The following is a 24007-nucleotide window of genomic DNA, read 5'->3' on the forward strand; positions in this document are numbered from 1 at the left end:
CATGGGGACGAGCCACGGGGACGCACCCGCACCCGCGTACGGCGAGAAGGGGCCGTGTCGGGGGTGTCCGCCCGCAGCGGTTGGCGCGTCGACGGAGGGTTAGTCGGTACGCAACCCCATCGCGCCGTTCCGAGGACGGACACCCCCCGGCGCGGCCCCGACCCACACCCCGCGCCGGGCGAGGCCGCACCTCCACCGCCCCGCGCCGGGCGAGGCCGCGCACCCCCACCACCCCGCGCAGACCGCCGCCACACACCCACACCACACCGGAGAGGCTGACACCACACCGTGCACGAAGAACTCATCGCACAGGCCCAGGCGTGGCTCACCGAGGACCCCGACCCGGACACCCGCACCGAGCTCGCCCGCCTCATCGACGCCGGGGACCACACCGAACTCGCCGCCCGTTTCAGCGGCACGCTCCAGTTCGGCACCGCCGGCCTCCGTGGCGAACTCGGCGCCGGCCCCATGCGCATGAACCGCTCGGTCGTCATCCGCGCCGCCGCCGGCCTCGCCGCGTACCTCAAGAAGCAGGGCCACGACAACGGCCTCGTCGTCATCGGCTACGACGCCCGCCACAAGTCCCATGACTTCGCCCAGGACACCGCCGCCGTCATGACCGGCGCGGGCCTGCGCGCGGCCGTCCTCCCCCGCCCCCTGCCGACCCCCGTGCTCGCCTTCGCGATAAGGCACCTCGGGGCTGTCGCGGGCGTGGAGGTCACCGCCAGTCACAACCCGCCCCGCGACAACGGGTACAAGGTCTACCTCGGCGACGGCTCGCAGATCGTCCCTCCGGCGGACATCGACATCGCGGCGGAGATCGCCGCCGTCCCGTCCCTCACCACCGTCCGCCGCCCCACCGAGGGCTGGGACACCCTCGACGACAGCGTCCTCGAGGCCTATCTCGCCCGCACCGACGCCGTCCTGGCCGAGGGCTCCCCCCGCACGGCCCGCACGGTGTACACAGCGATGCACGGCGTCGGCAAGGACGTCCTCCTGGCCGCCTTCGCCCGCGCCGGCTTCCCGGAACCGGTCCTCGTCGCGGAGCAGGCCGAGCCCGACCCGGAGTTCCCGACCGTCGCGTTCCCCAACCCGGAGGAACCCGGCGCGATGGACCTGGCCTTCGCCACGGCCCGCGCGCTCCCCGCCGGGACCGCCCCGGACCTGATCATCGCCAACGACCCGGACGCGGACCGCTGCGCCGTCGCCGTACAGGACGGCACACAGGACGCAGAGGGCACGGACGGCACGGACGGCACCCGATGGCGCATGCTGCGCGGTGACGAGGTCGGTGCCCTGCTCGCCGCCCACCTGGTCCGCCGCGGAGCGACCGGCACCTTCGCGGAGTCGATCGTCTCGTCCTCCCTGCTCGGCCGCATCGCCGAAAAGGCGGGCCTCCCCCACGTGGAGACCCTCACCGGCTTCAAGTGGATCGCCCGCGCCGAGGGCCTGCGCTTCGGCTACGAGGAGGCCCTGGGCTACTGCGTCGACCCCGACGGCGTGCGCGACAAGGACGGCATCACCGCCGCTCTGCTGATCACGGAACTGGCCTCACAGCTCAAGGAGGAGGGCCGCACACTCCTCGACCTGCTGGACGACCTGGCGGTGGAGCACGGCCTGCACGCGACGGACCAGCTCTCGGTCCGCGTGGAGGACCTGTCCCTCATCGCCGCCGCCATGCGCCGCCTGCGCGAGCAGCCCCCGACGGAGCTGGCCGGCCTGCCGATCACCCGCACCGACGACCTCACCCAGGGCGCGGCCGGACTCCCGCCCACGGACGGTCTGCGCTACACCCTGGACGGCGCCCGGGTGATCGTCCGCCCGAGCGGCACGGAGCCGAAGCTGAAGTGCTACCTGGAGGTCGTGATCCCGGTCGGGTCGCACAAGGACCTCCCTGAGGCCCGCGTGAAGGCGACGGCGCTGCTGGAGTCGGTCAAGCGCGATCTGTCGGAGGCGGCGGGCATCTGAGGCGGCCCCGGCGCCACCCCGCTCACACCGCCCTCCGCCGAGGGCTCAGGAACTCTTCCGGGCGGCCTCCCGCCGCTGCCGCTTGCCGAGAGGCGCCCGGGAGAGGTCCTCGGCGGTGGACCTCAGGTTCTTGTAGCCGTACCCGCGCTGCTCGAGCCACGCCCGCGCCGCCGCCTCGGCCCGCTCGGCGGCCTCCAGGATGTCCTCCTCGGCCTCCCCGGAGTCCAGGAAGCGGAACGTGAAGGCGGGCCGCACGGCCACGTCGTAGGTGAGGCTCCCCTCGGGGGTGAAGGCCGCGCGCAGCACATCGTGCTCGGCGGCCCGCTCCGACAACTCGGCCCGCTACTCGGGGCTCAGCCCGTCGAAGACGCCTCGCACGGTGACACGGAAGGTACGGGTGCTCATGACCCGAACCTAGTGCCGTGGCAGGCAACGTGCGCCCCGTCGCGACGCCCGGCACGCACTCTCGCCGCACCGGACGCCGCTCCTTACCGGGCGAACGTTGCCTGCCGCGGCACTGGGCGCGGGGGCCGCGCCGCCTCCACCGCTTCTCGCGGCGGTCAGCCCGTCGCCACCAGGATCAGCACCAGCAGGGCCCCGGCGACCGCCGGCGCCAGCACCTCGTAGGCCCACCGCACGGTCACTTCGCCCTGCGCCGACTCCGCCCGGTGCCGCGCCTCGTACAGCCCGCGCAGCTCGTCCATGATCTGGTCGGTCTCGGCCCGTACGGGCCCCTGGGAGACGGAGTCCCCGCCGAGGCCATCGCCCAGGCCGGCCCGCATCCCGAGCGCACTGCCGCGGCCCTCGTCCCGGCCCATGGCCCGGCGCGCCTGTGCCGTCGCCCGCATCTCGCGCCGTGCGGCCTTCTTGCGCGCACGCAGCGAGACGGGCACGGCCCACAGCTGGTACTTCGCTCCGGACTCGGTGAGGACTTCGTTCGAGTAGGCGGAGCGCAGCGAGGCGACCTGACCCCAGGGAACGACCACGAGCCGGAAGGGGTTGCGGATCCGCAGCCGGTCGTCGCCGGCGTACACGGCCGGCCGCAGGGTGAAGGCGACGACGAGCGGCGCGACCAGGAGCAGCACGGCGAGCGCGAGCCACGGCGTGCGTCCCTCCCCGGAGATCACGGCGTCGATGCCGAGCCACCCGGCGATGGTGAGCAGCAGCACGCCACCGGCGATGGCGGGGACCGACCGGTAGACCCGGTCCTTGGATTCCGAGGGCTGCGGCGCCGGCGGCTGGGGTTCGGGGCTCGTCATGTCTCGATTCTGCCGGACCCGCCCGTGGGCCCCTCATCCGCCCGAGGGCAACCACCGGATCCGTCCCGGAGAGAAGCCGGAAAGAACCAGGGACTGTACAGCCGCTACGCGCGTAGATATGCTCGTCTGGTGACCATGCCCAGTTCTGCACTCACCGCAGCTCACCCCCTCAAGGACGTCGCCGCGTCCGACAGCGCGCTGCGCCGCTTCCTCCACGGGCTCCCCGGCGTCGACGCGGTCGGACTCGAGGGCCGCGCCGCCTCCCTCGGCACCCGTTCGATCAAGACGACCGCGAAGGCGTACGCCATCGACCTCGCCATCTCGATGGTCGACCTGACGACGCTGGAAGGCGCGGACACCCCGGGCAAGGTCCGGGCGCTCGGCGCGAAGGCGGTCAAGCCCGACCCCACGGACCGTACGACGCCCGCCACCGCGGCGGTCTGCGTCTACCCCGACATGGTGGCCGTGGCCAAGGAGGCCGTCGCCGGTTCCGGCGTGAAGGTCGCCTCGGTGGCGACGGCGTTCCCGGCCGGACGCGCGGCGCTCGACGTCAAGCTGGCCGACGTGCGCGACGCCGTCGCCGCCGGTGCCGACGAGATCGACATGGTCATCGACCGCGGGGCGTTCCTCGCGGGCCGATACTTGAAGGTGTACGACGAGATCACCGCCGTGAAGGAGGCCTGCGGGACCTCCGCGCGCCTGAAGGTCATCTTCGAGACCGGCGAGCTCTCGACCTACGACAACATCCGCCGTGCGAGCTGGCTCGGCATGCTGGCGGGGGCGGACTTCATCAAGACCTCCACCGGGAAGGTCGCCGTCAACGCGACCCCGGCGAACACGCTGCTCATGCTGGAGGCGGTGCGGGACTTCCGTGCGCAGACCGGCATCCAGGTCGGTGTGAAGCCGGCCGGCGGCATCCGCACCTCCAAGGACGCCGTCAAGTTCCTCGTGCTGGTCAACGAGACGGCGGGCGAGGACTGGCTGGACAACCACTGGTTCCGCTTCGGCGCCTCCTCGCTGCTGAACGACCTGCTGATGCAGCGGCAGAAGCTGGCCACCGGCCGCTACTCCGGTCCCGACTACGTGACGGTGGACTGATCACCATGGGTTCCGCATTCGAATACGCACCGGCTCCCGAGTCCCGCTCGGTCGTCGACATCGCCCCGTCCTACGGCCTCTTCGTCGACGGCGAGTTCGTGGAGGCGGCGGACGGCAAGGTCTTCAAGACGGTCTCCCCCGCGAGCGAGGAGGTCCTCTCCGAGATCGCCCGGGCCGGTGCCGAGGACGTCGACCGCGCGGTGAAGGCGGCCCGCAAGGCCTTCGAGAAGTGGTCCGCGCTGCCCGGCTCCGAGCGCGCGAAGTACCTCTTCCGCATCGCCCGGATCATCCAGGAGCGCAGCCGTGAGCTGGCGGTCCTGGAGACGCTGGACAACGGCAAGCCGATCAAGGAGACGCGCGACGCGGACCTGCCCCTGGTCGCCGCGCACTTCTTCTACTACGCGGGCTGGGCCGACAAGCTCGACCACGCGGGCTTCGGCGCGAACCCCAGGCCGCTGGGCGTCGCGGGCCAGGTCATCCCCTGGAACTTCCCCCTGCTGATGCTGGCGTGGAAGATCGCCCCGGCACTCGCGACCGGCAACACGGTCGTCCTGAAGCCGGCCGAGACCACCCCCCTCTCGGCGCTGTTCTTCGCGGACATCTGCCGCCAGGCGGGCCTGCCCAAGGGCGTCGTCAACATCCTCCCGGGGTACGGCGACGCCGGCGCCGCGCTGGTGTCCCACCCGGACGTGAACAAGGTCGCCTTCACCGGCTCCACCGCGGTCGGCAAGGAGATCGCCCGCACGGTCGCCGGGACCCGCAAGAAGGTCACGCTGGAACTGGGCGGCAAGGGCGCGAACATCGTCTTCGACGACGCCCCGATCGACCAGGCCGTCGAGGGCATCGTCAACGGCATCTTCTTCAACCAGGGCCAGGTCTGCTGCGCGGGCAGCCGCCTGCTGGTGCAGGAGTCGATCCAGGAGGAGCTCCTGGAGTCCCTGAAGCGCCGCCTGTCCACGCTGCGCCTCGGTGACCCGCTGGACAAGAACACCGACATCGGCGCGATCAACTCCGAGGAGCAGCTCACCCGGATCACCTCGCTCGTCGAGCAGGGTGAGGCGGAGGGCGCCGAGCGCTGGTCGCCGGTGTGCGAACTGCCGGAGAGCGGCTACTGGTTCGCCCCGACGCTGTTCACGAACGTCACCCAGGCGCACCGGATCGCCCGCGACGAGATCTTCGGCCCGGTGCTGTCGGTGCTGACCTTCCGCACTCCGGACGAGGCGGTCGCCAAGGCCAACAACACGCCGTACGGCCTGTCCGCCGGCATCTGGACGGAGAAGGGCTCGCGCATCCTGGCGGTCGCGAACAAGCTCCGCGCGGGGGTCGTCTGGTCCAACACGTTCAACAAGTTCGACCCGACGTCGCCGTTCGGCGGCTACAAGGAGTCGGGCTTCGGCCGCGAGGGCGGCCGCCACGGCCTGGAGGCGTACCTCGATGTCTGATGCACGACTGTCGGTGTTCAAGACCTACAAGCTGTACGTCGGCGGGAAGTTCCCGCGTTCCGAGAGCGGCCGGGTGTACGAGGTGACCGACGCAAAGGGCAAGTGGCTGGCCAACGCGCCCCTGTCCTCCCGCAAGGACGCCCGGGACGCGGTGGTCGCGGCCCGCAAGGCGTTCGGCGGCTGGTCCGGGGCGACGGCGTACAACCGCGGTCAGGTCCTGTACCGCGTGGCCGAGATGCTGGAGGGCCGCCGCGAGCAGTTCGTGCGCGAGGTGGCCGACGCGGAGGGGCTGTCGAAGTCCAAGGCGGCCGCCGTCGTGGACGCGACGATCGACCGCTGGGTCTGGTACGCGGGCTGGACCGACAAGATCGCCCAGGTGGTCGGCGGCGGCAACCCGGTGGCGGGCCCGTTCTTCAACCTGTCCTCGCCCGAACCGACGGGCGTGGTCGCGGTTCTGGCCCCGCAGGAGTCGTCGTTCCTGGGCCTGGTGTCGGTGCTCGCCCCGGTGATCGCGACGGGCAACACGGCGGTCGTGGTGGCGAGCGAGAAGTCCCCGCTGCCCGCCCTGTCCCTGGCCGAGGTCCTGGCCACCTCGGACGTCCCCGGCGGCGTGGTCAACGTCCTGTCGGGCCGTACGGCCGAGATCGCGGCCCCGCTGGCGGCCCACCAGGACGTCAACGCGATCGACCTCGCGGGAGCCGACGAGGTTCTGGCGAAGGAACTGGAGATCGCCGCGGCCGACAACCTAAAGCGGGTCGTCCGTCCACAGCCTGTGGATTACGCGGAGACCCCCGGGATCGACCGCCTGACGGCGTTCCTGGAGACAAAAACGGTCTGGCACCCCACGGGGTCACTGGGCGCGTCGGGTTCCTCGTACTAGCCCACCCCCCGATACGGAAGCCCCGGCCCTCCTCCGTCCAGGAGGCCCGGGGCTTCTCCGCGTCCGCTGCGCCTCAGATCCCGAGCCGCTGCCCGATGCCGTCGAGGTCGCAGTCGAGGCTGAAGACGAACTCCCCCGGTCTGTTGCGGGACCTGCCCGAACCGGCCCAGGACGCGTTCCGGACCGGCGTGGTGGACGGCCTGCACGGCGTCGCGCTCGGCACGGCCGCGCTGTGCGCCGTGGCCTTCGCGGTGGCGTGGCTGGTCCGGGAGGTCCCGCCGCCAGGGCGATGAGTCACCTCGAGAGCGGCTCGTTCAGACGCTCCACGACCGGCATGCCCCCGATCGACGGGGCCTGGGCCACCGGCCCCGTCACCTCCCGGGACGACATCGGCTTGAAGTCGGCGACCTCGGTGCCGACGCCGTTGTCGGTCGGGTCGACTCCCGTGCCGGCGAGAGGGTTGGGCTTGAGGCCCGTGACGGCGCCGGTGGTGTGGGAGAGGGTGTCGCCCGCCGCCTCAAGGCCGGCTTGGGGGTCGGTCTTCCCCACGGAGGTGTGGACCATGTCCAGGACCGAGCCGGTGCCCGCCGCGGCCTCCGCCGCACCCACCCCCAGCGCCATGCCGGCGGTCGCGAGGACGGCCAGGGCACGCTGGGCGGTCGGCTTCATGGGGGAGTCGTGTCGGGCCATCGCTGCCACCTTCTGACGCTTTGGGTAATCGGAACGACACGAAGGGTAGTTGAGATGTGACGCGCGCATCAAAGCCGACCCGCGGGGTCGTACGGTCCCCGGTCGATGCCTCACACTGGTGTCCCGTGAGTTCTCCTCTGCCCATACCGACGCGAGTCGTGCTGCTCTGCGGCCCTTCCGGCTCCGGCAAGTCCCTTCTCGCGGCCCGCTCCGGCCTCCCGGTGCTGCGGCTCGACGACTTCTACAAGGAGGGCGACGACCCGACACTGCCCCTGGTGGCGGGGAGCTCCGACATCGACTGGGACCACCCGGACTCCTGGGACGCGGACACGGCCGTCGCCGCGATCACCGACCTGTGCCGCACGGGCCGTACGGACGTTCCCGTCTACGACCTCTCGCTCAGCGCCCGCACCGGCGACGAGACGGTCGACATCGGACGGACCCCGCTGTTCATCGCGGAGGGCGTGTTCGCCGCGGAGATCGTCGCGCGCTGCCGTGAACTCGGCGTCCTCGCCGACGCGCTGTGCCTGAGCCGGGGCCCGGTGAAGACGTTCCGCCGCCGCTTCCTGCGGGACCTGAAGGAGGGCCGCAAGTCGGTGCCGTTCCTGCTGCGCCGCGGCTGGCGGCTGATGCGCCAGGAGCGCACGATCGTCTCCCGTCAAACGGCGCTGGGCGCGTACGCCTGCGACCGCGACGAGGCGATGGGCCGGCTGGCGGCCGCTGCGGCAGGCCGGCCCGAGAACCTCCGTACGGCGGCCTAGGCGGCGGTCGGCACGAGTGCCCCGGACAGCCGGGGCACGAAGAAGAGCGCACGGAAGACGCACACGGAAGACGAGGCACAAGGAAAGCGGGACTGGACGGACCCCCCGGCCCTCCAGTCCCGCTTCCGTTCTCCCCCGTTGAGCTCCCCCGAGTCCCCACTCTCCTGCGAAGACGCCCCCCAGCGTCCGTGCAGTTCCCCCGTGGGCCCCCTTGTGGTGCTCCCCCCGACCTTCAGGCGACGAGCTCGCCGAAGGCGTCCTCCTCGTCACGGCCGAAGCTGAGGACCTCGTCCTCGCGCAGCCGGCGGAGCGACCGCCAGATGCTGGACTTCACCGTGCCGACACTGATGTCGAGGATCTCCGCGATCTCCGGGTCCGTGCGGCCCTCGTAGTAGCGCAGGACCAGCATGGTGCGCTGGAGTTCGGGCAGCCGGGCCAGCGCCTGCCACAGGACCGCGCGCAGTTCGGTGCCGCGCATCGCGTCCGTGTCGCCGGGCGTCTCCGGCAGTTCCTCGGTCGGGTATTCGTTGAGCTTGCGGCGCCGCCAGGCGCTGATGTGCAGGTTGGTCATGGTGCGGCGGAGGTATCCGCCGACCGCCGCCTTGTCACTGATCCGGTCCCACGCCCGGTAGGTCGAGAACAGCGCGCTCTGCAGCAGGTCCTCGGCCTCGAAGCGGTCACCGGTCAGGTGGTAGGCGGTTGCGTACAGGGAGGCGCGGCGCTCCTGGACGTAGGCGGTGAACTCCGCCTCCGCCATCGAGCGACGCTCCCCCGAGCCCTCCCCGTACGCGGCTCCCCCGTGAGCCTCCCCCGTCCCCGTGTTCTCCCCCGTGTGCGCGTCAACCACCGTCATGAACCCGATGTGCTGACGCCCGGTGCCGTGAGCGCACCCCCGCATTCCCCCAAGCTCTCGGCTGCGCTCGAGCAGGGAGGTGCCCCCACCGGCACCGGACTTCTCGGAACCCCGGTGCACGTCGTGCAGACGCGTGACAACTGCGCTGGTGCTGATGCCGTGCAGCGTGTTCATCTCGCGCCCCCCGTCGTGGACTTCCGATGTGCGGCCCGCCTTTCGGGGCGGGCTTCCTTGCCTGTGCCGAAAAGCTTGCCGCGGCACTTTCATGGCCGTGTCCGCCGACTGTCACAGACCTGTCACAGGGGTCGGCCACCGGCGGGCCACGGGCCGTGCACACGCGTAGGCGGTACCGGCCCGCATCGACTGGGCCCCAGCGGTCGAACCCCGGCCCCTCCATACGCCAGAATGAGCGCGTGCCTTCCCTGTTGCTGATCGAGGACGACGACGCCATCCGGACGGCCCTGGAGCTCTCACTGACGCGCCAGGGCCACCGTGTGGCGACCGCTGCCAGCGGTGAGGACGGTCTGATGCTGCTCCGCGAGCAGCGGCCGGATCTGATCGTGCTGGACGTGATGCTGCCCGGCATCGACGGGTTCGAGGTGTGCCGGCGCATCCGGCGCACGGACCAGTTGCCGATCATCCTGCTGACCGCGCGCAGCGACGACATCGACGTGGTGGTCGGGCTGGAGTCCGGCGCCGACGACTATGTCGTCAAACCGGTGCAGGGGCGGGTGCTCGACGCCCGGATCCGGGCCGTGCTGCGGCGCGGCGAGCGGGAGTCGAACGACGCGGCGAGCTTCGGCAGCCTCGTCATCGACCGCTCGGCGATGACCGTGACGAAGAACGGCGAGGACCTCCAGCTCACGCCGACCGAGCTGCGGTTGCTGCTGGAGCTGAGCCGGCGGCCCGGCCAGGCGCTGTCCCGGCAGCAGCTGCTGCGGCTGGTGTGGGAGCACGACTACCTGGGCGACTCGCGTCTCGTGGACGCGTGTGTCCAGCGGCTGCGTGCCAAGGTCGAGGACGTGCCGTCGTCCCCGACGCTGATCCGTACCGTGCGGGGTGTCGGCTACCGGCTGGACGCGCCTCAGTGACACAGGCGCACCAAGGGGGGGCCCGGGGCTGGACCGGGACGCGCAAGGGAGTTCTGTCGGGGCTGCGCTTCACCAGCCTGCGGCTGCGGCTGGTCGTCGTCTTCGGACTGGTGGCGCTGACGGCCGCCGTGTCCGCGTCCGCCATCGCGTACTGGCTCAACCGCGAGGCCGTGCTCACCCGCACCCAGGACGCCGTGCTGCGCGACTTCGAGCAGGAGATGCAGAACCGGGCGGGCGCGCTGCCCGAGCGTCCCACGCAGGACGAGCTGCAGCACACCGCGGGCCAGATGGCGGGCAGCGACCAGCGCTTCAGCGTGCTGCTGGTCGGCCGCGACGCCGCGGGCAGGACGGTCTACGGCAGCTCCGGCGGGCTGAACGGCTTCTCGCTGCAGGACGTGCCGAAGTCGCTGCGCACAGCGGTGAACAAGACGCAGAAGGTCGACGGTGCCGACAAGCACCCGTACCACCTGTACTGGCAGCGGATAGTCGACCACGACACCCCGTATCTGGTGGCCGGCACGCGGGTGATCGGCGGCGGTCCGACCGGTTACATGCTCAAGTCGCTGGAGCCGGAGGCCAAGGACCTCAACTCGCTGGCCTGGTCGCTGGGTATCGCCACGGGACTGGCGCTGATCGGCTCGGCGCTGCTGGCGCAGGCCGCGGCGACGACCGTGCTGAAGCCGGTGCAGCGGCTCGGGACGGCCGCGCGGCGGCTCGGCGAGGGCAAGCTGGACACCCGGCTGCGGGTGTCGGGGACCGATGAACTCGCCGATCTGTCGCGGACGTTCAACAACGCGGCCGAGGCGCTGGAGAAGCGGGTGGCCGAGATGGCCGCGCGCGACGAGGCGTCCCGGCGGTTCGTGGCGGACATGAGCCATGAGCTGCGCACGCCGCTCACCGCGATCACCGCCGTGACGGAGGTGCTCGAGGAGGAGCTGGAGGCGGAGACCGGCAGCATGGATCCGATGATCGAGCCGGCCGTGCGGCTGGTGGTCAGCGAGACGCGGCGGCTGAACGACCTGGTGGAGAACCTGATGGAGGTCACCCGCTTCGACGCGGGCACCGCCCGGCTGGTCCTGGACGACGTGGACATCGCCGACCAGATCACCGCCTGCATCGACGCCCGGGCCTGGCTGGACGCGGTCGAGCTGGACGCCGAGCGCGGTCTGCACGCCCGGCTGGATCCGCGCCGCCTGGACGTCATCCTGGCCAACCTCATCGGCAACGCGCTCAAGCACGGCGGCTCCCCGGTGCGGGTGTCCGTGCGGGAGGCGGACGATTCGATCGTCATCGAGGTGCAGGACCACGGGCCCGGCATTCCGGAGGACGTCCTGCCGCACGTCTTCGACCGGTTCTACAAGGCCAGCGCCTCCCGGCCGCGCTCCGAGGGCAGTGGCCTCGGGCTGTCCATCGCGCTGGAGAACGCCCACATCCACGGCGGTGAGATCACCGCGGCCAACTCGCCCGACTCGGGTGCGGTGTTCACCCTGCGGCTGCCGCGCGGCACCTCCCCCGAGGAGGAGCAGCCGGCCGGGGACGAGCCGGGGCAGGAGAGCGGCGCCGACCGGCCGCAGGGCGAGGACTCGAGGGGGAACGCATGACGACCACGCGTCTGACGGCCGCCTCCCGGCTGCTCGCCGTTCCGGCGCTGGCCGTGCTGCTGGCCGGCTGCGGGATCCGGGCCACGGAAGTGCCGACGAACTTCGGCCCCGCGCCCTCGCGGGTGCAGTGCTCCCTCTCCGAGTCGGACGTCTCCACCCAGGCGGCCCAGGGGCTGCCGGTGCAGGTGTTCCTGCTGTGCGGGTCCTCGCTGGTGACCGTCGACCGGACGGTGCGGGTCCCGGAGGGCGCGGCCGACTCCGAGCGGCGCATGCTCGTCGCGCAGGGCCTGCTGGACCAGCTCGCCACCCCGCCGTCGACCGCCGAGAAGGAAGCCGGCTACAGCACGGACGTCCGCGGCGGCATCACGGCCGGCCGGCCGCGCCCGGGCGACCCGGAGGACACGCTGCGGCTGAGCACGGCACCGGCCGGCCTCACCTCGTACGCCCTGGCGCAGATCGTGTGCACCTTCTCCGACTCGGCCGCGGCCGAGGGCGACGGCTCGGTGGTCCTGGGCGGTCCCGGGGCCGAGAGCCCGCGCCGCTACGAGTGCACCGACGAGGTGCGGGCCCGGCCGGGCAGCACGGAACCGCCGTCGAAGGACGCGGCCGCGGAGTGATCCGCCGGGGCTGTGGCGTATGCCTCACAGGGCCGACGGGGCCCCTCCCGGAACCGAAGGTGCCGGAGGCGGCGTCTTGGGGGTCGTGCAGCGTCAAGGCTCCATCGGCGGCAGCGCCGCGTTCCGTATCCGTGTGACAGGAGGTGTCCTCCTCGTCGCACACCTGGCGTTCGTCGCCTGGCTCACGCTGCGACCGCTGGACGTTCCCTGGGTGATGCCCGCCAATCTCCGGCCGTTCGCCGGTATCCGGGCCGATCTGGCCCTGGGCTGGCCCGAGGCGGCCCGCCGGATCGGGGAGGGGCTGGCCCTGCTCGCCCCGCTGGGTGTCCTCCTGCCGCTGGCGGGCGGCAGACTGGACGTTTCGCCGCTGGCGTCCCTGCTGCGCACCGTCGCGGCCGGGGCGCTGCTCTCCTGGGGCATCGAACTGCTGCAGACCGGCGTGCCCGGTCAGGTCGTCGACGTCGACTCGCTGTTCCTGAACGCCGTGGGCGTGGCCCTCGCGCACCTCGCGCTGGTCCCGGCGGGCCGCTCCTGGCTGCGCCGCCGCGCCGCCGCCCGGCCGCTGCGCACGCCCCTCCCCGCGGAGGAGCCGGCTCAGGGTCGGACCCCGACGATTCCCAGGGTCGGGATCGCCCCGTGGAGCGACGCTTTGCCCCCTTCGTCTCCGTAGCGTGGAGTGCAGATGGGGTACTCGGACGAGAGGCCTCACGCACCGACGCGAAGGAGTCGCACATGTCCCGCCTCGCCCGCCTCGCCCACCCCACCCACGGCCGCATGATCGGCGGAGTGTGCGCCGCACTGGCACGGCGCTTCGGCACCTCCGCGACGACGATGCGGGTGATCTTCCTGGTCTCGTGCCTGCTGCCCGGCCCGCAGTTCCTGCTGTACATCGCGCTGTGGATCCTGCTGCCCGCGGAGGACAGGACGCACGGCAAGGCCCGGACGGCCTGGTGACGCCGGTAGGTGAGAACGCCGATGGGGCGCACCCGCGCGGGTGCGCCCCATCGGCGTGTGGGTCCGCCTCGACGGGAGGGTCAGACGGCCGGCAGGCCGTTCACCGGCAGGCCCTTCGTCGGGAGCCCGCCGAGCAGCTTGGCGGCCGGGCCGGTCGGGCCCTGGGCGAGCAGCTGCCCGGCGACCGGCTGCGCGGCGGCGAGACCGGTGCCGGCCAGGGTCTGCCCCTGTCCCAGCGCCTCACCCGCGCCCGCCGGAAGCGTCCGGGAGAGCTGCTCGGCCGGGGCCGCCGCGGTGACGGTCTCCAGCGTCTGGGCGGTGTCCGGGAGGGCCGGGGCGGCGTTGGCGGCGCCCGCACCGGCGGCGGCGAAGGCGGCACCGAGAGCGGCGACACCGAGGGTCTTGGCAGCAGACTGCTTCATGTGAATGCGTCCTCGTAACGGGATGTCGGGTGTGAGCGGTTCGGCGACCGTATTCAGGCGGCCCCGTCCGCCGCAAACATCGAAATGCGGACGGTTGGTGAACACCGCCCGCATTCGCTGTGCGCCGATTACCCCTCGATCAGCTCTACGAGGCGCCGGAACCGCTGGTGGAAGCGGTCTGCCGGAACAGCCATTCGGATTTCAGCTCGGCATATCCGGGCTTGATCACGTCATTGATCATGGCGAGTCGTTCATCGAAAGGAATGAAAGATGATTTCATCGCATTGACGGAGAACCATTGCATGTCGTCGAGCGTGTAACCGAACGCCTCGACAAGGTGCTCGAATTCCCGGCTCATGCTGGTGTGGGACATCAGGCGGTTGTCCGTGTTGACCGTGGCCCGGAAGTGCAGCCTGCGCAGCAGACCGATGGGGTGCTCGGCGTACGAGGACGCGGCCCCGGTCTGGAGGTTGGAGCTCGGGCACAGCTCCAGCGGGATGCGCTTGTCCCGGACGTAGGAGGCGAGCCGCCCGAGTTCGACCCGGCCGTCCTCGTGGACCTGGATGTCGTCGATGATCCGCACGCCGTGACCGAGCCGGTCGGCGCCGCACCACTGCAGGGCCTGCCAGATGGAGGGCAGCCCGAAGGCCTCACCGGCGTGGATGGTGAAGTGGTTGTTCTCGCGCTTGAGGTATTCGAAGGCGTCGAGGTGCCGGGTGGGCGGGTAGCCGGCCTCGGCACCTGCGATGTCGAAGCCGACGACTCCCAGATCGCGGTAGCGGTTGGCGAGTTCGGCGATCTCCAGGGCGCGGGCCGCGTGCCGCATGGCGGTGAGCAGCGCGCCCACGCGGATGCGCAGACCGCTCTCCCGGGCGCGCCGCTCCCCCTCCCGGAAGCCCTCGTTGACGGCCTCGACGACCTCTTCCAGCGTCAGGCCGCCCTCCAGGTGCTGCTCGGGGGCGTAGCGCACCTCGGCGTAGACGACGCCGTCGGCGGCCAGGTCCTCGGCGCACTCGGCGGCGACCCGGACCAGGGCGTCACGGGTCTGCATGACGCCGACGGTGTGCGAGAACGTCTCCAAGTACCGTTCCAGGGAACCGGAGTCGGCGGCCTCGCGGAACCAGACGCCGAGTTTCTCGGGGTCGCTGTCGGGAAGCTGGGAGTAGCCGCAGGTGCGGGCGAGTTCGACGATCGTGCCGGGGCGCAGACCGCCGTCGAGGTGGTCGTGCAGCAGAACCTTGGGCGCCCGGCGGATCTGGTCCGGTGTCGGGGTGTTCGCAATGGTCTGGCTCGTCATTTCCGCACTGTAACGCCTACGCGCGTAGACGGCGCCTTTCCGGACGCTTGGCGTTTTCGTCGATACGTAACGGTGACCCCGAGGACGGGTCGAGTACACCCGCGCTTCTGACACTGTTCTGTCATGGCACTCCAAGCGACGCCGGTTCGCAGGGCCCGGCTGGGCAGGGCACTCGGTCCGCAGCCGACGGCGGTGAGCGGCGCGGTGCTGCTGCTCCCCGGCGGCGACGAGGTCTCCGGCCGCAGACCCTCGCCCCTGCTGGCGGCCGCGTCGGTGCGTGCCGTCGGGCGCCGCCTGGCCCGCGCGGGCCGGGACGAGGGTCTCGCCGCGCACTTCGTGCACTACCGCTGCCGCGGCTGGAACGGCGGCGAGGCCAATCTCGCACGGGACGCGACCTGGGCGGCCGACGAGGTCGTCCGGCGGTACGGGGACGTCCCGGTCTGCCTCGTCGGTCTCGGCATGGGCGGCCGGGCCGGGCTGCGGGCGGGGGGCCACGAAGCCGTCAACTCCGTGCTGGCACTCGCCCCCTGGCTGCCGGAGGAGGACGTCACCGCGCCACCCGAACCGGTGAAGCAGCTGGTCGGGCGCCAGGTGCTGATCGTGCACGGCACGAACGACGGGCGGACGGATCCGGAGCTGTCGTTCCGGCTGGCGGCACGGGCGAAGAAGGCGAACCGGGACGTGTGCCGGTTCGAAGTGCACGCGGACGGGCACGGGTTGCACCAGTACCGGGACGAAGTGCTGGCTCTGGCCGAGGATTTCGTGCTGGGGGCGTTGTTCGGGCGGGCGGTGTCGCGGCCCGTGCGGGACGCGTTCGCGGCGCCGCCGCCGTTGGGGTTGCGGATGCCGTTGGCCTCCGGCTTTGGGCGGAGACGATAGCGCCGTAGGGGTTGAGCGTGTCTTCGGGGTGCAGGTTGTGCGTGGCTTGTCGCGCAGTTCCCCGCGCCCCTGAGGTCCGCTGCCGTTCAGGTGGGCAGCAAGCTGCCCCTTCTCGAGAGCAGGAACCTCTTGAAGGCTGCCACCGGGGGTGTGTCCGGGTGGCCTTCCAGCCAGGCCACGCCGATTTCGCGGACCGCCCTGGGGGCCGTCACCGTCAGTTCCACCACGCCCGGGCGGGGCACGGCCGGCGGCGGCAGGAGGGCCACCCCGAGGCCCGCCGCCACCAGGCCCCTCAGCGTTTCCGCCTCCTCGCCCTCGAACGCGATGCGGGGCTTGAAGCCGGCCTCCTTGCAGAGGTCGTCGGTGATGCGCCGCAGGCCGTAGCCGGGTTCCAGGGTGACGAACATTTCGTCGGACGCCTCGGCGAGGCGGATACGGCGGCGCCCGGCGAGGGAGTGGTCGGCGGGGACGACCAGGCGCAGCTTCTGCTCGTCCAGGCGGCGGGCCACCAGGTCGGGGGCGTCCGGCACCGGGGACGTCAGGCACAGGTCGAGCTCGCCGGCGCGCAGGCGCTCCAGCATGGCCTCGCCGTAGTTCTGGACGAGGCTGAAGCGGACGCGCGGGTGGTCGGCGCGGAAGGCGTGCAGGAGGCCCGGGACGGTCTCGGCGCCCATGGTGTGCAGGAAGCCGAAGGCGACCTTGCCGGTGGTCGGGTCGGCGTCGGCGCGCACCTCCTCGGCGGCGCGCTCGATCTCGGCCAGGGCGCGCTCCACGGAGGCGAGGAAGGTGCGGCCGGCCGGGGTGAGGGAGACCGTGCGGCCGTGCCGGGCGAACAGGTCGACACCCAGGTCCTGCTCCAGGCGGGCCATGGAGCGGGAGAGGGTCGACTGGGGGACGTTCATCTCCTGGGCGGCGCGGGTGACGTGCTCGGTGCGGGCGACGCCCGCGAAGTACGCGAGGCGCGGAGCCAGCAGCTTCGACATCTCCGCCATGTCTTCTGTGTCACTACTCGGTGGCAGGCGACCCTGTGAGCTCTGTTGATGCACCATGGGAACGATTATGAACGTTCCATGCATTGGACGGATGAGTGGGGGCGTCCGTAGGTTCGAGGCATGTCTCCCGCCAGTACCGGGGCGTCCACCGTCGTGGGCGCCGATGCCTCTGTCCCTGCCGTCGACTCACGCGTCTCCCCGGGCGGCCCCGGCTACCGCCGGATGAGTTTCGCCCTCTTCCTCGCGGGTGTCGCGACCTTCGCGCTGCTGTACTCCACCCAGGCACTGCTCCCGCTGATCTCCGGCGAGTTCGGGGTGGCGGCGAGCGACGCGAGCTGGACGGTGGCCGCCGCGACGGGCGGACTGGCGCTGTTCGTCCTGCCGATGAGCGCCCTGTCGGAGCGCTTCGGACGCCGGGCGGTCATGACCGCGTCGCTGGCCGTGGCCGTCACGCTCGGGCTGCTGGTGCCCTTCGCCCCCTCCCTCGGCGTGCTGATCGCGCTGCGGGCCCTGCAGGGCGCCGCCCTGGCCGGACTGCCGGCGTCGGCGACCGCGTACCTCGCGGAGGAGGTCACCCCCAAGGCTCTGGTCACCGCGATCGGCCTGTTCGTCGCCGGCAACAGCGTCGGCGGGATGAGCGGCCGCGTCATCACCGGCTGGGTCGCGCAGGAGTGGGGCTGGCGGGCCGCCGTCGGGGTCATCGGTGTGATCGCGGTGGCGTGCGCGGTGGCCTTCCGGCTGCTGCTGCCCGCCCCGCGGCACTTCCGGGCCGGCTCGCTGCGACCGGGCGTCCTGGCCCGGACCGTCCGCGACCACCTCTCCAACCCTCTGCTGTGCCGGCTGTACGCGATCGGCGCGCTGTTCATGACGGTGTTCGGCGGCGTGTACACGGTCATCGGCTACCGGCTGACCGAGGCCCCGTTCTCCCTGCCGCAGGGCATCATCGGCTCCATCTTCCTGGTGTACCTGGTGGGCACGGCGTCGGCGTCGACCGCGGGCCGGCTGGTCGGCCGGCTGGGCCGCCGGGGCGCCCTGTACGCGGCGGGCGGTACGACCACGGCGGGCCTGCTGCTGTCCCTGGCGGGCACCCTCCCGCTGGTCCTGCTGGGCCTGGTCCTGATCACGGCGGGCTTCTTCGCGGGCCACGCGGTGGCCTCCTCGGCGGTCAGCAAGACGGCCACGCACGGCCGCGCCCAGGCCTCGGCGCTGTACCAGTCCGCGTACTACATCGGCTCCAGCGCGGGCAGCACGGTCGGCGCGATCGCCTTCCACGCGGGCGGCTGGGCCGGGACGGTCGGGGTCGGGCTGCTGGCGGTCCTGGGCGTCGTGACGATCACCGTCTTCGGAACCCGGGCGGCCCGGCTGCGGCGCCGCCACCTGGCCGCGGCTGCCTGAGCACCGCCGCCGATCCCCCTGCCCGGGGCCGGTTGTCAGTGGGTGCGGATACCGTCCGCGTCGGCTGACCACCGGACCGAGCAGGGGGATTTCTCATGGAGTTCCGGATCGACCGTACGCAGTTCGCCGACGCCGTGGGCCGGGCGGCACGCGCGCTGCCCGGGCGGACACCGGTGCCGGTGCTGGGCGGGCTGCTGCTGGAGGCGGACGCGGGGCGGCTGGCCGTGACGGGGTTCGACTTCGAGGCGGCGGTCCGGGTCGAGGCCGACGCGGAGACAGCCGGGCCCGGGCGGGTGCTCGTCCCGGGGCGGCGGCTGCTGGACGTCTGCCGGGTGCTGCCGGACGGGCCGGTGAGCTGCGCGCTGGAGGCCTCGCGGTTCACGGTGGAGGCGGACGGCACCCGCTTCGGGCTGTCGACGCTGCCGCTCGCCGAGTACCCGTCCCCGCCTGCGCCGCCCGCGCCCTACGGCACCGTGGACGCGGCCGCGTTCGCGACCGCCGTCGCCCAGGTCGCGGTCGCCGCCGGACGCGACGACACCCTGCCGCTGCTGACGGGCGTCCAGCTGTCCCTCGACGGCGGGGACATGACCCTGGCCGCCTCGGACCGCTACCGGTACGCGGTGCGCCGGCTGGAGTGGAAGCCGGAGGCCTTTGGCGCCGACGGGGCCGTGCGGGCCCTGCTGCCGGCGCGGCGGCTGCTGGACCTGGCGCGGTCGCTGGGACGGTGCGGGGACGTGCGGATCGGGTGGGAGCCGGGCGGGGGCGGCGGGCTGGTCGGCTTCGAGGGCGGGCGGACCCGGACCGCGCTGCGCCTGCTGGACGGGCGGCTGCCCGGATACGCGTCGCTGTTCGACATGACGGGGGCCGCGGTCGCCGAGGTGGAGCGCGAGGGGCTCGCGGAGGCGGTGCGCCGGGTCGCCGTGGTGGCGGAGGCGAACAGTCCGGTGCGGCTGGACTTCTCGGGCGACGGCTCCGTACGGCTGCGCGCGGGCTTCGGGGACGACGTGGCGGCCCAGCGGCTGCCCGCCACGCTGAGCGGCGCCGACGAGGTGCCGGTGGCGTTCAACCCGGCCTACCTGCTGGACGCGCTGACGTCCTTCGAGAGCCCGCGGATCCGGCTGGAGCTGCTGGGCGCGGGGCAGCGGGCGCTGCTGCACGCCGTGCCGGACGCCCCGGACGACGGGGAGACGGGCACGGGGGCGGGGGCCGGGGCGCACCACCGGCATCTGCTCATGTCGGTCAAGGAGCTCCTGTGAAGACCGGACGGCCCGTGGCGGCCGGTCTCGATCACCCGCTTCCACCTGCGCTTTCGTGCACTCGGGGGGCCGTTGTCAGTGGGCTGCGGTAGCTTCCGAAGTGCTGGGGCGCAACGGCGCGTGAACAGAACGTCCACAGGGGTGGGTGGAGATGGCGAACGGCACGGCGGCACCGACGGACCTGGACACCAGGCTGGAGGCACACCGGACGGAGCTGACGGGGTACTGCTACCGGATGCTCGGCTCGTCCTTCGAGGCCGAGGACGCGGTGCAGGACACGATGGTCCGCGCCTGGCGCAGCTACGACAAGTTCGAGGGCCGCTCCAGCCTGCGCTCCTGGCTCTACCGGATCGCGACCAACGTGTGCCTGGACATGCTGACCGCGGGCAACAAGCGGGCCCGGCCCATGGACCTGACCGATTCCACCCCGCTCGCCCAGGCCGCCCTCTCCCCCCGCCCGGACAACACCTGGCTGGAGCCCATGCCGGACGCCCGCGTGCTGCCCACGACCGGTGACCCGGCGGAGGCGGCGGTCGCCAAGGAGTCCGTGCGGCTCGCCTTCATGGCCGCCCTGCAGCAGCTCCCGGCCAAGCAGCGGGCCGTGCTGATCCTGCGCGAGGTCCTGGCCTGGAAGGCCAGCGAGGTCGCCGAATTGCTGGACACCTCGGTGGCGTCGGTGAACAGCGCCCTCCAGCGGGCCCGCGCCACGCTGGCCGACCGGCAGGAGCCGGGCGCCGACGCGGCCGTCTCCGACCCGCTGGACGAGGACCAGAAGAAGCTGCTGGACCGCTATGTGGCGGCCTTCGAGGGCTACGACATGACGGCCCTGACGGCCCTGCTGCACGAGGACGCGGTCATGACGATGCCGCCGTTCGACCTGTGGCTGACCGGCACGCGGGACATCACCGGCTTCATGACCACCCTGGGCGCTCCCTGCGCGGGCTCCCGGCTGGTGCCCGTCCAGGTCAACGGCCTGCCGGGGTTCGCGCAGTACAAGCCGGACCCCGAGAAGGGCGGCTTCGTGCCGTGGGCGGTCCAGGTGCTGGAGATCTCAGACGGCCGGATCACCGGGTTCCACTGCTTCCTCGACACCCAGCGCTGGTTCCCGCTCTTCGACCTCCCCCTCCACCTCGAAGCGGAGACCGACCAGGTCGAGCAGGGCGCTTAGGGCCGGGTCGGGGTCGCGCAGCCGGATCCGGCCCCCGGCGCGACGGGCGGCCAGCTGGAGCCTCGCCAGGACGTCGACGGCGGTGAGGCCCGGCGGCCCCAGGCCTCCGACATCGCACACCACGACCCGGGCACCGCTGCGGTGCAGCAGTGCCCGCACATCCTCGCTGAGCCCTCTCACCTCGTCCCGGGTAACAGGGCCGGGCAGTACGAGCACGGGCGGTGTCATGGCGTCCACGATCGGTAGACCGGGCGGGCGGCTGTAACTCATCGCGGCTGTCCGTCCTGCCGGGCCGCCGTGCGGCGATCGGCGCCGGGAAGATCACATTGACCGGGGCAGCGCCTTCCCCGGAGGGTTGGCTGTATGCCCCAACCATCTGCCCCCGCCGCGCTGCCCGATGCCTTCCTCGCCGGTGGGGAGGTGCCGTGCGGGGGGTGCTGAGCGGGTTCGCGGTCATCGCCGTCGTCATCGGCGTCGGCTATCTGATCGGCCGCCGGGGGTATCTGGGCGGCGGCGGCCGCGAGGTCCTCACCAAGCTCGCCTTCCACGTGGCGTCCCCGGCGCTGCTCTTCACGACCCTCGCGCAGGCCGACCTGTCGGTGATCTTCTCCGACCGGCTGCTGGTCACGGCGATGAGCACGGCTGCGGCCGCGGGTGTCTTCGTGACGGTCGGTGCGGCGCGGGGCTGGGGCGTGGGGCGGACGACGATCGGCGCGCTGTGCTCCAGTTACGTCAACTCCGGGAACCTGGGCATCCCGATCGCCGTGTACGTGCTGGGCGACGCGTCGCTGGTCGCGCCGGTGCTGCTGTTCCAGCTCGTCGGGGTGACGCCGGTGGCGCTGACGGTCCTGGACCTGGCGAGCGGTGGGGAGAAGCGGCCGCTGTGGCAGCGGCTGCTCACGCCGCTGCGCAATCCGATCGCCCTGGGTTCCCTGGCCGGGGTGGCGGTCTCGGCGTCGGGCCTCAGGGTGCCCGGACCTCTGCTGGACCCCCTCACCCTGATCGGCAACATGTCGGTCCCGGCGGTCCTGCTGGCCTTCGGCATCTCCCTGCGCGGCAGCACGCTTCCGCTGCGGGGCGCGGAGCGGGCCCCGGTGCTCCTCGCCGTGTCCCTGAAATCCGTGGTCCAGCCTCTGGCAGCCTGGACCTTCGCAGCGGGCCTCTTCGGCCTGCGCGGGGCGTCTCTGCTCGACGTGGTGGTGACGTCGGCCCTGCCGGCCGCCCAGAACCTGTTCACCTACGCGAGCAGCTACCGGGTGGGCGAGGTGCTGGCGAGGGAGGCGATCCTGCTGTCGACGGTGCTTGCCGTGCCGGTTCTGGTGGTGGTGGCGGCGGTGCTGGGGTGACTCAGTTCTCCGGGAACTCGCCGGTGTCGATGACAAGGTCGAAGGGAGCCGGCAGCTTGATCGACTCGCCGAACTTCGCGGTGCCCAGGGGGCGGTAGACATCGCCCTTGGGCTCGCCGTAGAGCGTCACGGTGGGGCCGTCGGCAGCCCAGCGGTCCACGAGGAGGTAGAGCGGAATACCGGCAGTGGCATAGGCGGCCGGCTTGCTGACCCGGTCGTGGCGAGCGTTGGACTTGGACGTGACCTCGACTACGAGTTCGGCGAGGGCGGCCGGGATGTGGGTGTCCGTGTCTGCGTCCTCCCGCACGGGGGCCACCACGAGATCTGGGATGAGCATGCCGAGACGTGACGGCACGGCGATCGCCAGTGTCTGGAAAATCTCCCAGTTCTCGGGGATCACGGAGTAGAGGCGACGCTGGATGCGGGCCGCGATCACATTGTGGCGGTAAGCGGGAGCAGGTGACACGGTGATGATCCCCTCGATGATCTCCACCTTGCTGCCCTCGGGCCAATCCATCTCCTCCCAGAACCGGACGAGGTCGTCCCAGCTCTGCTCGGGGTCCTGGCTCACGGTGAGTGCGCTCATGGCGGGTCTCCCATCGGTGCGTCACCGATCCCAGCATGCCGAACGGGACCGGCGGCGGTCCACCGATCCCGTTCACCCGTAAGGGGAAACCCCAGCTCAGGCGATACGTTCCAGCACCACCGGCGACGCCGTGACGTCCGTGCCCTCGGCCGCGATGTCGTAGGAGCCCTCGATCGACGTCAGGGCGTACTCGAAGCGTTCGGGGGTGTCGGTGTGGAGGGTCAGGAGGGGCTGGCCCTCGGTCACCCGGTCGCCGGGCTTGGCGTGCAGTTCGACGCCCGCGCCCGCCTGCACCGGGTCCTCCTTGCGGGCCCGGCCCGCGCCGAGGCGCCAGGCGGCGACGCCGATGTCGTAGGCGTCGAGGCGGCTCAGGACGCCGGAGGACGGGGCCTTGATCACGTGCTGCTCGCGGGCGACCGGCAGGGCCGCGTCCGGGTCGCCGCCCTGCGCCGCGATCATGCGGCGCCAGACGTCCATCGCCGAGCCGTCGGCCAGGGCCTTCGCCGGGTCGGCGTCCTTGATGCCGGCCGCGTCGAGCATCTCGCGGGCGAGGGCGATCGTCAGCTCGACGACGTCCGAGGGGCCGCCGCCCGCAAGGACCTCGACCGACTCGCGGACCTCCAGCGCGTTGCCGGCCGTCAGCCCCAGCGGGGTGGACATGTCCGTCAGCAGCGCGACCGTCTTCACGCCGTGGTCGGTGCCGAGGCCGACCATCGTGGAGGCCAGTTCGCGGGCGTCATCGAGCGTCCGCATGAAGGCGCCGGTGCCGACCTTGACGTCCAGGACCAGCGAGCCCGTGCCCTCGGCGATCTTCTTGGACATGATCGAGGACGCGATCAGCGGGATCGCCTCGACCGTGCCGGTGACGTCCCGCAGCGCGTAGAGCTTCTTGTCGGCGGGGGCGAGGCCGTCACCGGCGGCGCAGATCACCGCGCCGGTGGTGTCGAGGACGTTCAGCATCTCCTCGTTGGACAGCAGCGCACGCCAGCCGGGGATGGACTCCAGCTTGTCGAGGGTGCCGCCGGTGTGGCCGAGGCCGCGGCCCGACAGCTGCGGGACGGCCGCGCCGCAGGCGGCGACCAGGGGGGCCAGCGGCAGCGTGATCTTGTCGCCGACGCCGCCGGTGGAGTGCTTGTCGGCGGTCGGGCGGGACAGGGACGAGAAGTCCATGCGCTCGCCGGAGGCGATCATCGCGGCCGTCCAGCGGGCGATCTCGCGGCGGTTCATGCCGTTCAGCAGGATCGCCATGGCGAGAGCGGACATCTGCTCGTCGGCGACCTCCCCGCGGGTGTACGCGTCGATGACCCAGTCGATCTGCGCGTCGCTGAGCTCACCGCGGTCCCGCTTGGTGCGGATGACGGAGATGACGTCCATGGCCATGGCTTGGCTTCCTTCCGAGGTTTCCAGAAGCCGTACGGCCCCTCTGAGCCGGTCGCGTGAGCAACTCAGAGG

26 protein-coding genes are annotated in these 24007 nt (G+C 72.1%); 16 read left to right on the plus strand and 10 right to left on the minus strand.

Annotation, left to right across the window (positions count from 1 at the left end):
* Nucleotides 1–288: 288 nt before the first annotated feature.
* Nucleotides 289–1968, plus strand: coding sequence for a phospho-sugar mutase (locus AB0F04_RS12825; RefSeq protein WP_362040631.1), 1680 nt, complete (start codon nucleotides 289–291; stop codon nucleotides 1966–1968).
* Between the two features lie 45 nt (nucleotides 1969–2013).
* On the opposite strand, the gene AB0F04_RS12830 is transcribed toward AB0F04_RS12825, so the two are convergent.
* Together AB0F04_RS12830 and AB0F04_RS12835 are read right to left on the minus strand one after the other, a co-directional pair.
* Nucleotides 2014–2301, minus strand: coding sequence for a DUF6204 family protein (locus tag AB0F04_RS12830; protein ID WP_362040633.1), 288 nt, complete (start codon nucleotides 2299–2301; stop codon nucleotides 2014–2016).
* Between the two features lie 227 nt (nucleotides 2302–2528).
* The gene (locus AB0F04_RS12835; protein ID WP_362040635.1) at nucleotides 2529–3227 is read right to left on the minus strand and encodes a PH domain-containing protein; all 699 of its coding nucleotides are present in this window, start codon (nucleotides 3225–3227) and stop codon (nucleotides 2529–2531) included.
* A 135-nt stretch (nucleotides 3228–3362) separates the two neighbouring features.
* On the opposite strand from AB0F04_RS12835, the gene deoC reads away from it, so the two are divergent.
* From deoC to AB0F04_RS12855, 4 genes are all read left to right on the plus strand, one after another.
* Nucleotides 3363–4325: a deoxyribose-phosphate aldolase gene (deoC, locus tag AB0F04_RS12840; RefSeq protein ID WP_053675502.1), complete on the plus strand. Its 963-nt coding sequence runs from the start codon at nucleotides 3363–3365 to the stop codon at nucleotides 4323–4325.
* Between the two features lie 5 nt (nucleotides 4326–4330).
* Nucleotides 4331–5767 (plus strand): aldehyde dehydrogenase family protein, encoded by a 1437-nt coding sequence (locus AB0F04_RS12845; RefSeq protein ID WP_362040637.1) that lies wholly within the window; start codon nucleotides 4331–4333, stop codon nucleotides 5765–5767.
* On the plus strand, nucleotides 5760–6647 hold the full coding sequence (locus AB0F04_RS12850) for an aldehyde dehydrogenase family protein (protein ID WP_362040639.1): 888 nt from the start codon (nucleotides 5760–5762) through the stop codon (nucleotides 6645–6647). Before AB0F04_RS12845 ends, AB0F04_RS12850 begins: the two co-directional genes overlap by 8 nt.
* A gap of 95 nt (nucleotides 6648–6742) precedes the next feature.
* Nucleotides 6743–6940, plus strand: a complete 198-nt coding sequence (locus AB0F04_RS12855; protein ID WP_362040640.1) for a hypothetical protein — start codon at nucleotides 6743–6745, stop codon at nucleotides 6938–6940.
* Between the two features lies 1 nt (nucleotide 6941).
* Here AB0F04_RS12855 and AB0F04_RS12860 read toward each other — a convergent pair whose 3' ends face one another.
* The gene (locus AB0F04_RS12860) at nucleotides 6942–7337 is read right to left on the minus strand and encodes a hypothetical protein (protein ID WP_362040642.1); all 396 of its coding nucleotides are present in this window, start codon (nucleotides 7335–7337) and stop codon (nucleotides 6942–6944) included.
* Nucleotides 7338–7393: 56 nt separating this feature from the next.
* On the opposite strand from AB0F04_RS12860, the gene AB0F04_RS12865 reads away from it, so the two are divergent.
* Nucleotides 7394–8098: a uridine kinase gene (locus AB0F04_RS12865; protein ID WP_362040643.1), complete on the plus strand. Its 705-nt coding sequence runs from the start codon at nucleotides 7394–7396 to the stop codon at nucleotides 8096–8098.
* Nucleotides 8099–8330: 232 nt separating this feature from the next.
* Here AB0F04_RS12865 and AB0F04_RS12870 read toward each other — a convergent pair whose 3' ends face one another.
* Nucleotides 8331–9125, minus strand: coding sequence for a SigE family RNA polymerase sigma factor (locus tag AB0F04_RS12870; protein ID WP_362040644.1), 795 nt, complete (start codon nucleotides 9123–9125; stop codon nucleotides 8331–8333).
* Nucleotides 9126–9364: 239 nt separating this feature from the next.
* On the opposite strand from AB0F04_RS12870, the gene afsQ1 reads away from it, so the two are divergent.
* From afsQ1 to AB0F04_RS12895, 5 genes are all read left to right on the plus strand, one after another.
* Entirely contained in the window at nucleotides 9365–10042 is a 678-nt protein-coding gene (afsQ1, locus tag AB0F04_RS12875; protein ID WP_362040646.1) for a two-component system response regulator AfsQ1, read from the plus strand.
* The gene (locus AB0F04_RS12880) at nucleotides 10039–11643 is read left to right on the plus strand and encodes a HAMP domain-containing sensor histidine kinase (RefSeq protein ID WP_362040648.1); all 1605 of its coding nucleotides are present in this window, start codon (nucleotides 10039–10041) and stop codon (nucleotides 11641–11643) included. Before afsQ1 ends, AB0F04_RS12880 begins: the two co-directional genes overlap by 4 nt.
* On the plus strand, nucleotides 11640–12260 hold the full coding sequence (locus AB0F04_RS12885; protein ID WP_362040649.1) for a hypothetical protein: 621 nt from the start codon (nucleotides 11640–11642) through the stop codon (nucleotides 12258–12260). Before AB0F04_RS12880 ends, AB0F04_RS12885 begins: the two co-directional genes overlap by 4 nt.
* A gap of 85 nt (nucleotides 12261–12345) precedes the next feature.
* Nucleotides 12346–12930, plus strand: a complete 585-nt coding sequence (locus AB0F04_RS12890; RefSeq protein WP_362040651.1) for a VanZ family protein — start codon at nucleotides 12346–12348, stop codon at nucleotides 12928–12930.
* Nucleotides 12931–12992: 62 nt separating this feature from the next.
* Nucleotides 12993–13214, plus strand: a complete 222-nt coding sequence (locus AB0F04_RS12895) for a PspC domain-containing protein (RefSeq protein WP_362040654.1) — start codon at nucleotides 12993–12995, stop codon at nucleotides 13212–13214.
* 80 nt (nucleotides 13215–13294) lie between these two features.
* Here AB0F04_RS12895 and AB0F04_RS12900 read toward each other — a convergent pair whose 3' ends face one another.
* Together AB0F04_RS12900 and AB0F04_RS12905 are read right to left on the minus strand one after the other, a co-directional pair.
* The gene (locus AB0F04_RS12900) at nucleotides 13295–13636 is read right to left on the minus strand and encodes an ATP-binding protein (RefSeq protein ID WP_362040655.1); all 342 of its coding nucleotides are present in this window, start codon (nucleotides 13634–13636) and stop codon (nucleotides 13295–13297) included.
* Between the two features lie 145 nt (nucleotides 13637–13781).
* Nucleotides 13782–14933, minus strand: coding sequence for an adenosine deaminase (locus AB0F04_RS12905; protein ID WP_362040657.1), 1152 nt, complete (start codon nucleotides 14931–14933; stop codon nucleotides 13782–13784).
* 123 nt (nucleotides 14934–15056) lie between these two features.
* Here AB0F04_RS12905 and AB0F04_RS12910 point away from each other — a divergent pair, with 123 nt between their 5' ends.
* Nucleotides 15057–15812: an alpha/beta hydrolase gene (locus AB0F04_RS12910; protein WP_362040658.1), complete on the plus strand. Its 756-nt coding sequence runs from the start codon at nucleotides 15057–15059 to the stop codon at nucleotides 15810–15812.
* 86 nt (nucleotides 15813–15898) lie between these two features.
* Here AB0F04_RS12910 and AB0F04_RS12915 read toward each other — a convergent pair whose 3' ends face one another.
* Entirely contained in the window at nucleotides 15899–16861 is a 963-nt protein-coding gene (locus tag AB0F04_RS12915) for a LysR family transcriptional regulator (protein ID WP_362040660.1), read from the minus strand.
* A 63-nt stretch (nucleotides 16862–16924) separates the two neighbouring features.
* Here AB0F04_RS12915 and AB0F04_RS12920 point away from each other — a divergent pair, with 63 nt between their 5' ends.
* The 3 genes from AB0F04_RS12920 to AB0F04_RS12930 all read left to right on the plus strand — a co-directional run bounded on the left by AB0F04_RS12920 (nucleotide 16925) and on the right by AB0F04_RS12930 (nucleotide 20623).
* A complete protein-coding gene (locus tag AB0F04_RS12920) occupies nucleotides 16925–18199 on the plus strand; it encodes an MFS transporter (RefSeq protein WP_362040662.1) in 1275 nt (424 codons plus the stop codon).
* Nucleotides 18200–18294: 95 nt separating this feature from the next.
* Nucleotides 18295–19455 carry a DNA polymerase III subunit beta gene (gene dnaN, locus AB0F04_RS12925; RefSeq protein WP_362040665.1) on the plus strand — a complete coding sequence of 387 codons (1161 nt, stop codon included), beginning with the start codon at nucleotides 18295–18297 and terminating at the stop codon, nucleotides 19453–19455.
* 151 nt (nucleotides 19456–19606) lie between these two features.
* Nucleotides 19607–20623: a sigma-70 family RNA polymerase sigma factor gene (locus AB0F04_RS12930; RefSeq protein ID WP_362040668.1), complete on the plus strand. Its 1017-nt coding sequence runs from the start codon at nucleotides 19607–19609 to the stop codon at nucleotides 20621–20623.
* Here the strand turns inward: AB0F04_RS12930 and AB0F04_RS12935 are convergent.
* Nucleotides 20507–20893, minus strand: a complete 387-nt coding sequence (locus tag AB0F04_RS12935) for an STAS domain-containing protein (RefSeq protein ID WP_362040669.1) — start codon at nucleotides 20891–20893, stop codon at nucleotides 20507–20509. The two genes, AB0F04_RS12930 and AB0F04_RS12935, sit on opposite strands and share 117 nt — an antisense overlap.
* 155 nt (nucleotides 20894–21048) lie before the next feature.
* Between AB0F04_RS12935 and AB0F04_RS12940 the strand changes: the two genes are divergently transcribed.
* Nucleotides 21049–21969 (plus strand): AEC family transporter, encoded by a 921-nt coding sequence (locus tag AB0F04_RS12940; RefSeq protein ID WP_362040672.1) that lies wholly within the window; start codon nucleotides 21049–21051, stop codon nucleotides 21967–21969.
* 1 nt (nucleotide 21970) lies between these two features.
* On the opposite strand, the gene AB0F04_RS12945 is transcribed toward AB0F04_RS12940, so the two are convergent.
* Both AB0F04_RS12945 and AB0F04_RS12950 read right to left on the minus strand, forming a co-directional pair.
* Nucleotides 21971–22555: a Uma2 family endonuclease gene (locus AB0F04_RS12945; RefSeq protein WP_362040674.1), complete on the minus strand. Its 585-nt coding sequence runs from the start codon at nucleotides 22553–22555 to the stop codon at nucleotides 21971–21973.
* A gap of 96 nt (nucleotides 22556–22651) precedes the next feature.
* Nucleotides 22652–23935, minus strand: a complete 1284-nt coding sequence (locus AB0F04_RS12950) for a thymidine phosphorylase (protein WP_362040677.1) — start codon at nucleotides 23933–23935, stop codon at nucleotides 22652–22654.
* Between the last annotated feature and the right edge of the window lie 72 nt (nucleotides 23936–24007).

Origin of the sequence: Streptomyces sp. NPDC029041, from assembly GCF_040637515.1 — a bacterium.
Lineage (GTDB): Bacteria > Actinomycetota > Actinomycetes > Streptomycetales > Streptomycetaceae > Streptomyces.

Excerpts from the sequence above, each read along its gene's own strand:
- dnaN (WP_362040665.1), top strand. The coding sequence starts at position 18,295 with ATGGAGTTCCGGATCGACCGTACGCAGTTCGCCGACGCCGTGGGCCGG.
- AB0F04_RS12850 (WP_362040639.1), top strand. The coding sequence starts at position 5,760 with ATGTCTGATGCACGACTGTCGGTGTTCAAGACCTACAAGCTGTACGTC.
- AB0F04_RS12945 (WP_362040674.1), bottom strand. The coding sequence starts at position 22,555 with ATGAGCGCACTCACCGTGAGCCAGGACCCCGAGCAGAGCTGGGACGAC.
- AB0F04_RS12920 (WP_362040662.1), top strand. The coding sequence starts at position 16,925 with ATGTCTCCCGCCAGTACCGGGGCGTCCACCGTCGTGGGCGCCGATGCC.
- deoC (WP_053675502.1), top strand. The coding sequence starts at position 3,363 with ATGCCCAGTTCTGCACTCACCGCAGCTCACCCCCTCAAGGACGTCGCC.
- AB0F04_RS12910 (WP_362040658.1), top strand. The coding sequence starts at position 15,057 with ATGGCACTCCAAGCGACGCCGGTTCGCAGGGCCCGGCTGGGCAGGGCA.
- AB0F04_RS12885 (WP_362040649.1), top strand. The coding sequence starts at position 11,640 with ATGACGACCACGCGTCTGACGGCCGCCTCCCGGCTGCTCGCCGTTCCG.
- AB0F04_RS12915 (WP_362040660.1), bottom strand. The coding sequence starts at position 16,861 with ATGGTGCATCAACAGAGCTCACAGGGTCGCCTGCCACCGAGTAGTGAC.
- AB0F04_RS12935 (WP_362040669.1), bottom strand. The coding sequence starts at position 20,893 with ATGAGTTACAGCCGCCCGCCCGGTCTACCGATCGTGGACGCCATGACA.
- AB0F04_RS12895 (WP_362040654.1), top strand. The coding sequence starts at position 12,993 with ATGTCCCGCCTCGCCCGCCTCGCCCACCCCACCCACGGCCGCATGATC.
- AB0F04_RS12950 (WP_362040677.1), bottom strand. The coding sequence starts at position 23,935 with ATGGCCATGGACGTCATCTCCGTCATCCGCACCAAGCGGGACCGCGGT.
- AB0F04_RS12855 (WP_362040640.1), top strand. The coding sequence starts at position 6,743 with ATGCCGTCGAGGTCGCAGTCGAGGCTGAAGACGAACTCCCCCGGTCTG.
- AB0F04_RS12860 (WP_362040642.1), bottom strand. The coding sequence starts at position 7,337 with ATGGCCCGACACGACTCCCCCATGAAGCCGACCGCCCAGCGTGCCCTG.
- AB0F04_RS12870 (WP_362040644.1), bottom strand. The coding sequence starts at position 9,125 with ATGAACACGCTGCACGGCATCAGCACCAGCGCAGTTGTCACGCGTCTG.
- AB0F04_RS12900 (WP_362040655.1), bottom strand. The coding sequence starts at position 13,636 with ATGAAGCAGTCTGCTGCCAAGACCCTCGGTGTCGCCGCTCTCGGTGCC.
- AB0F04_RS12845 (WP_362040637.1), top strand. The coding sequence starts at position 4,331 with ATGGGTTCCGCATTCGAATACGCACCGGCTCCCGAGTCCCGCTCGGTC.
- AB0F04_RS12835 (WP_362040635.1), bottom strand. The coding sequence starts at position 3,227 with ATGACGAGCCCCGAACCCCAGCCGCCGGCGCCGCAGCCCTCGGAATCC.
- AB0F04_RS12905 (WP_362040657.1), bottom strand. The coding sequence starts at position 14,933 with ATGACGAGCCAGACCATTGCGAACACCCCGACACCGGACCAGATCCGC.
- AB0F04_RS12930 (WP_362040668.1), top strand. The coding sequence starts at position 19,607 with ATGGCGAACGGCACGGCGGCACCGACGGACCTGGACACCAGGCTGGAG.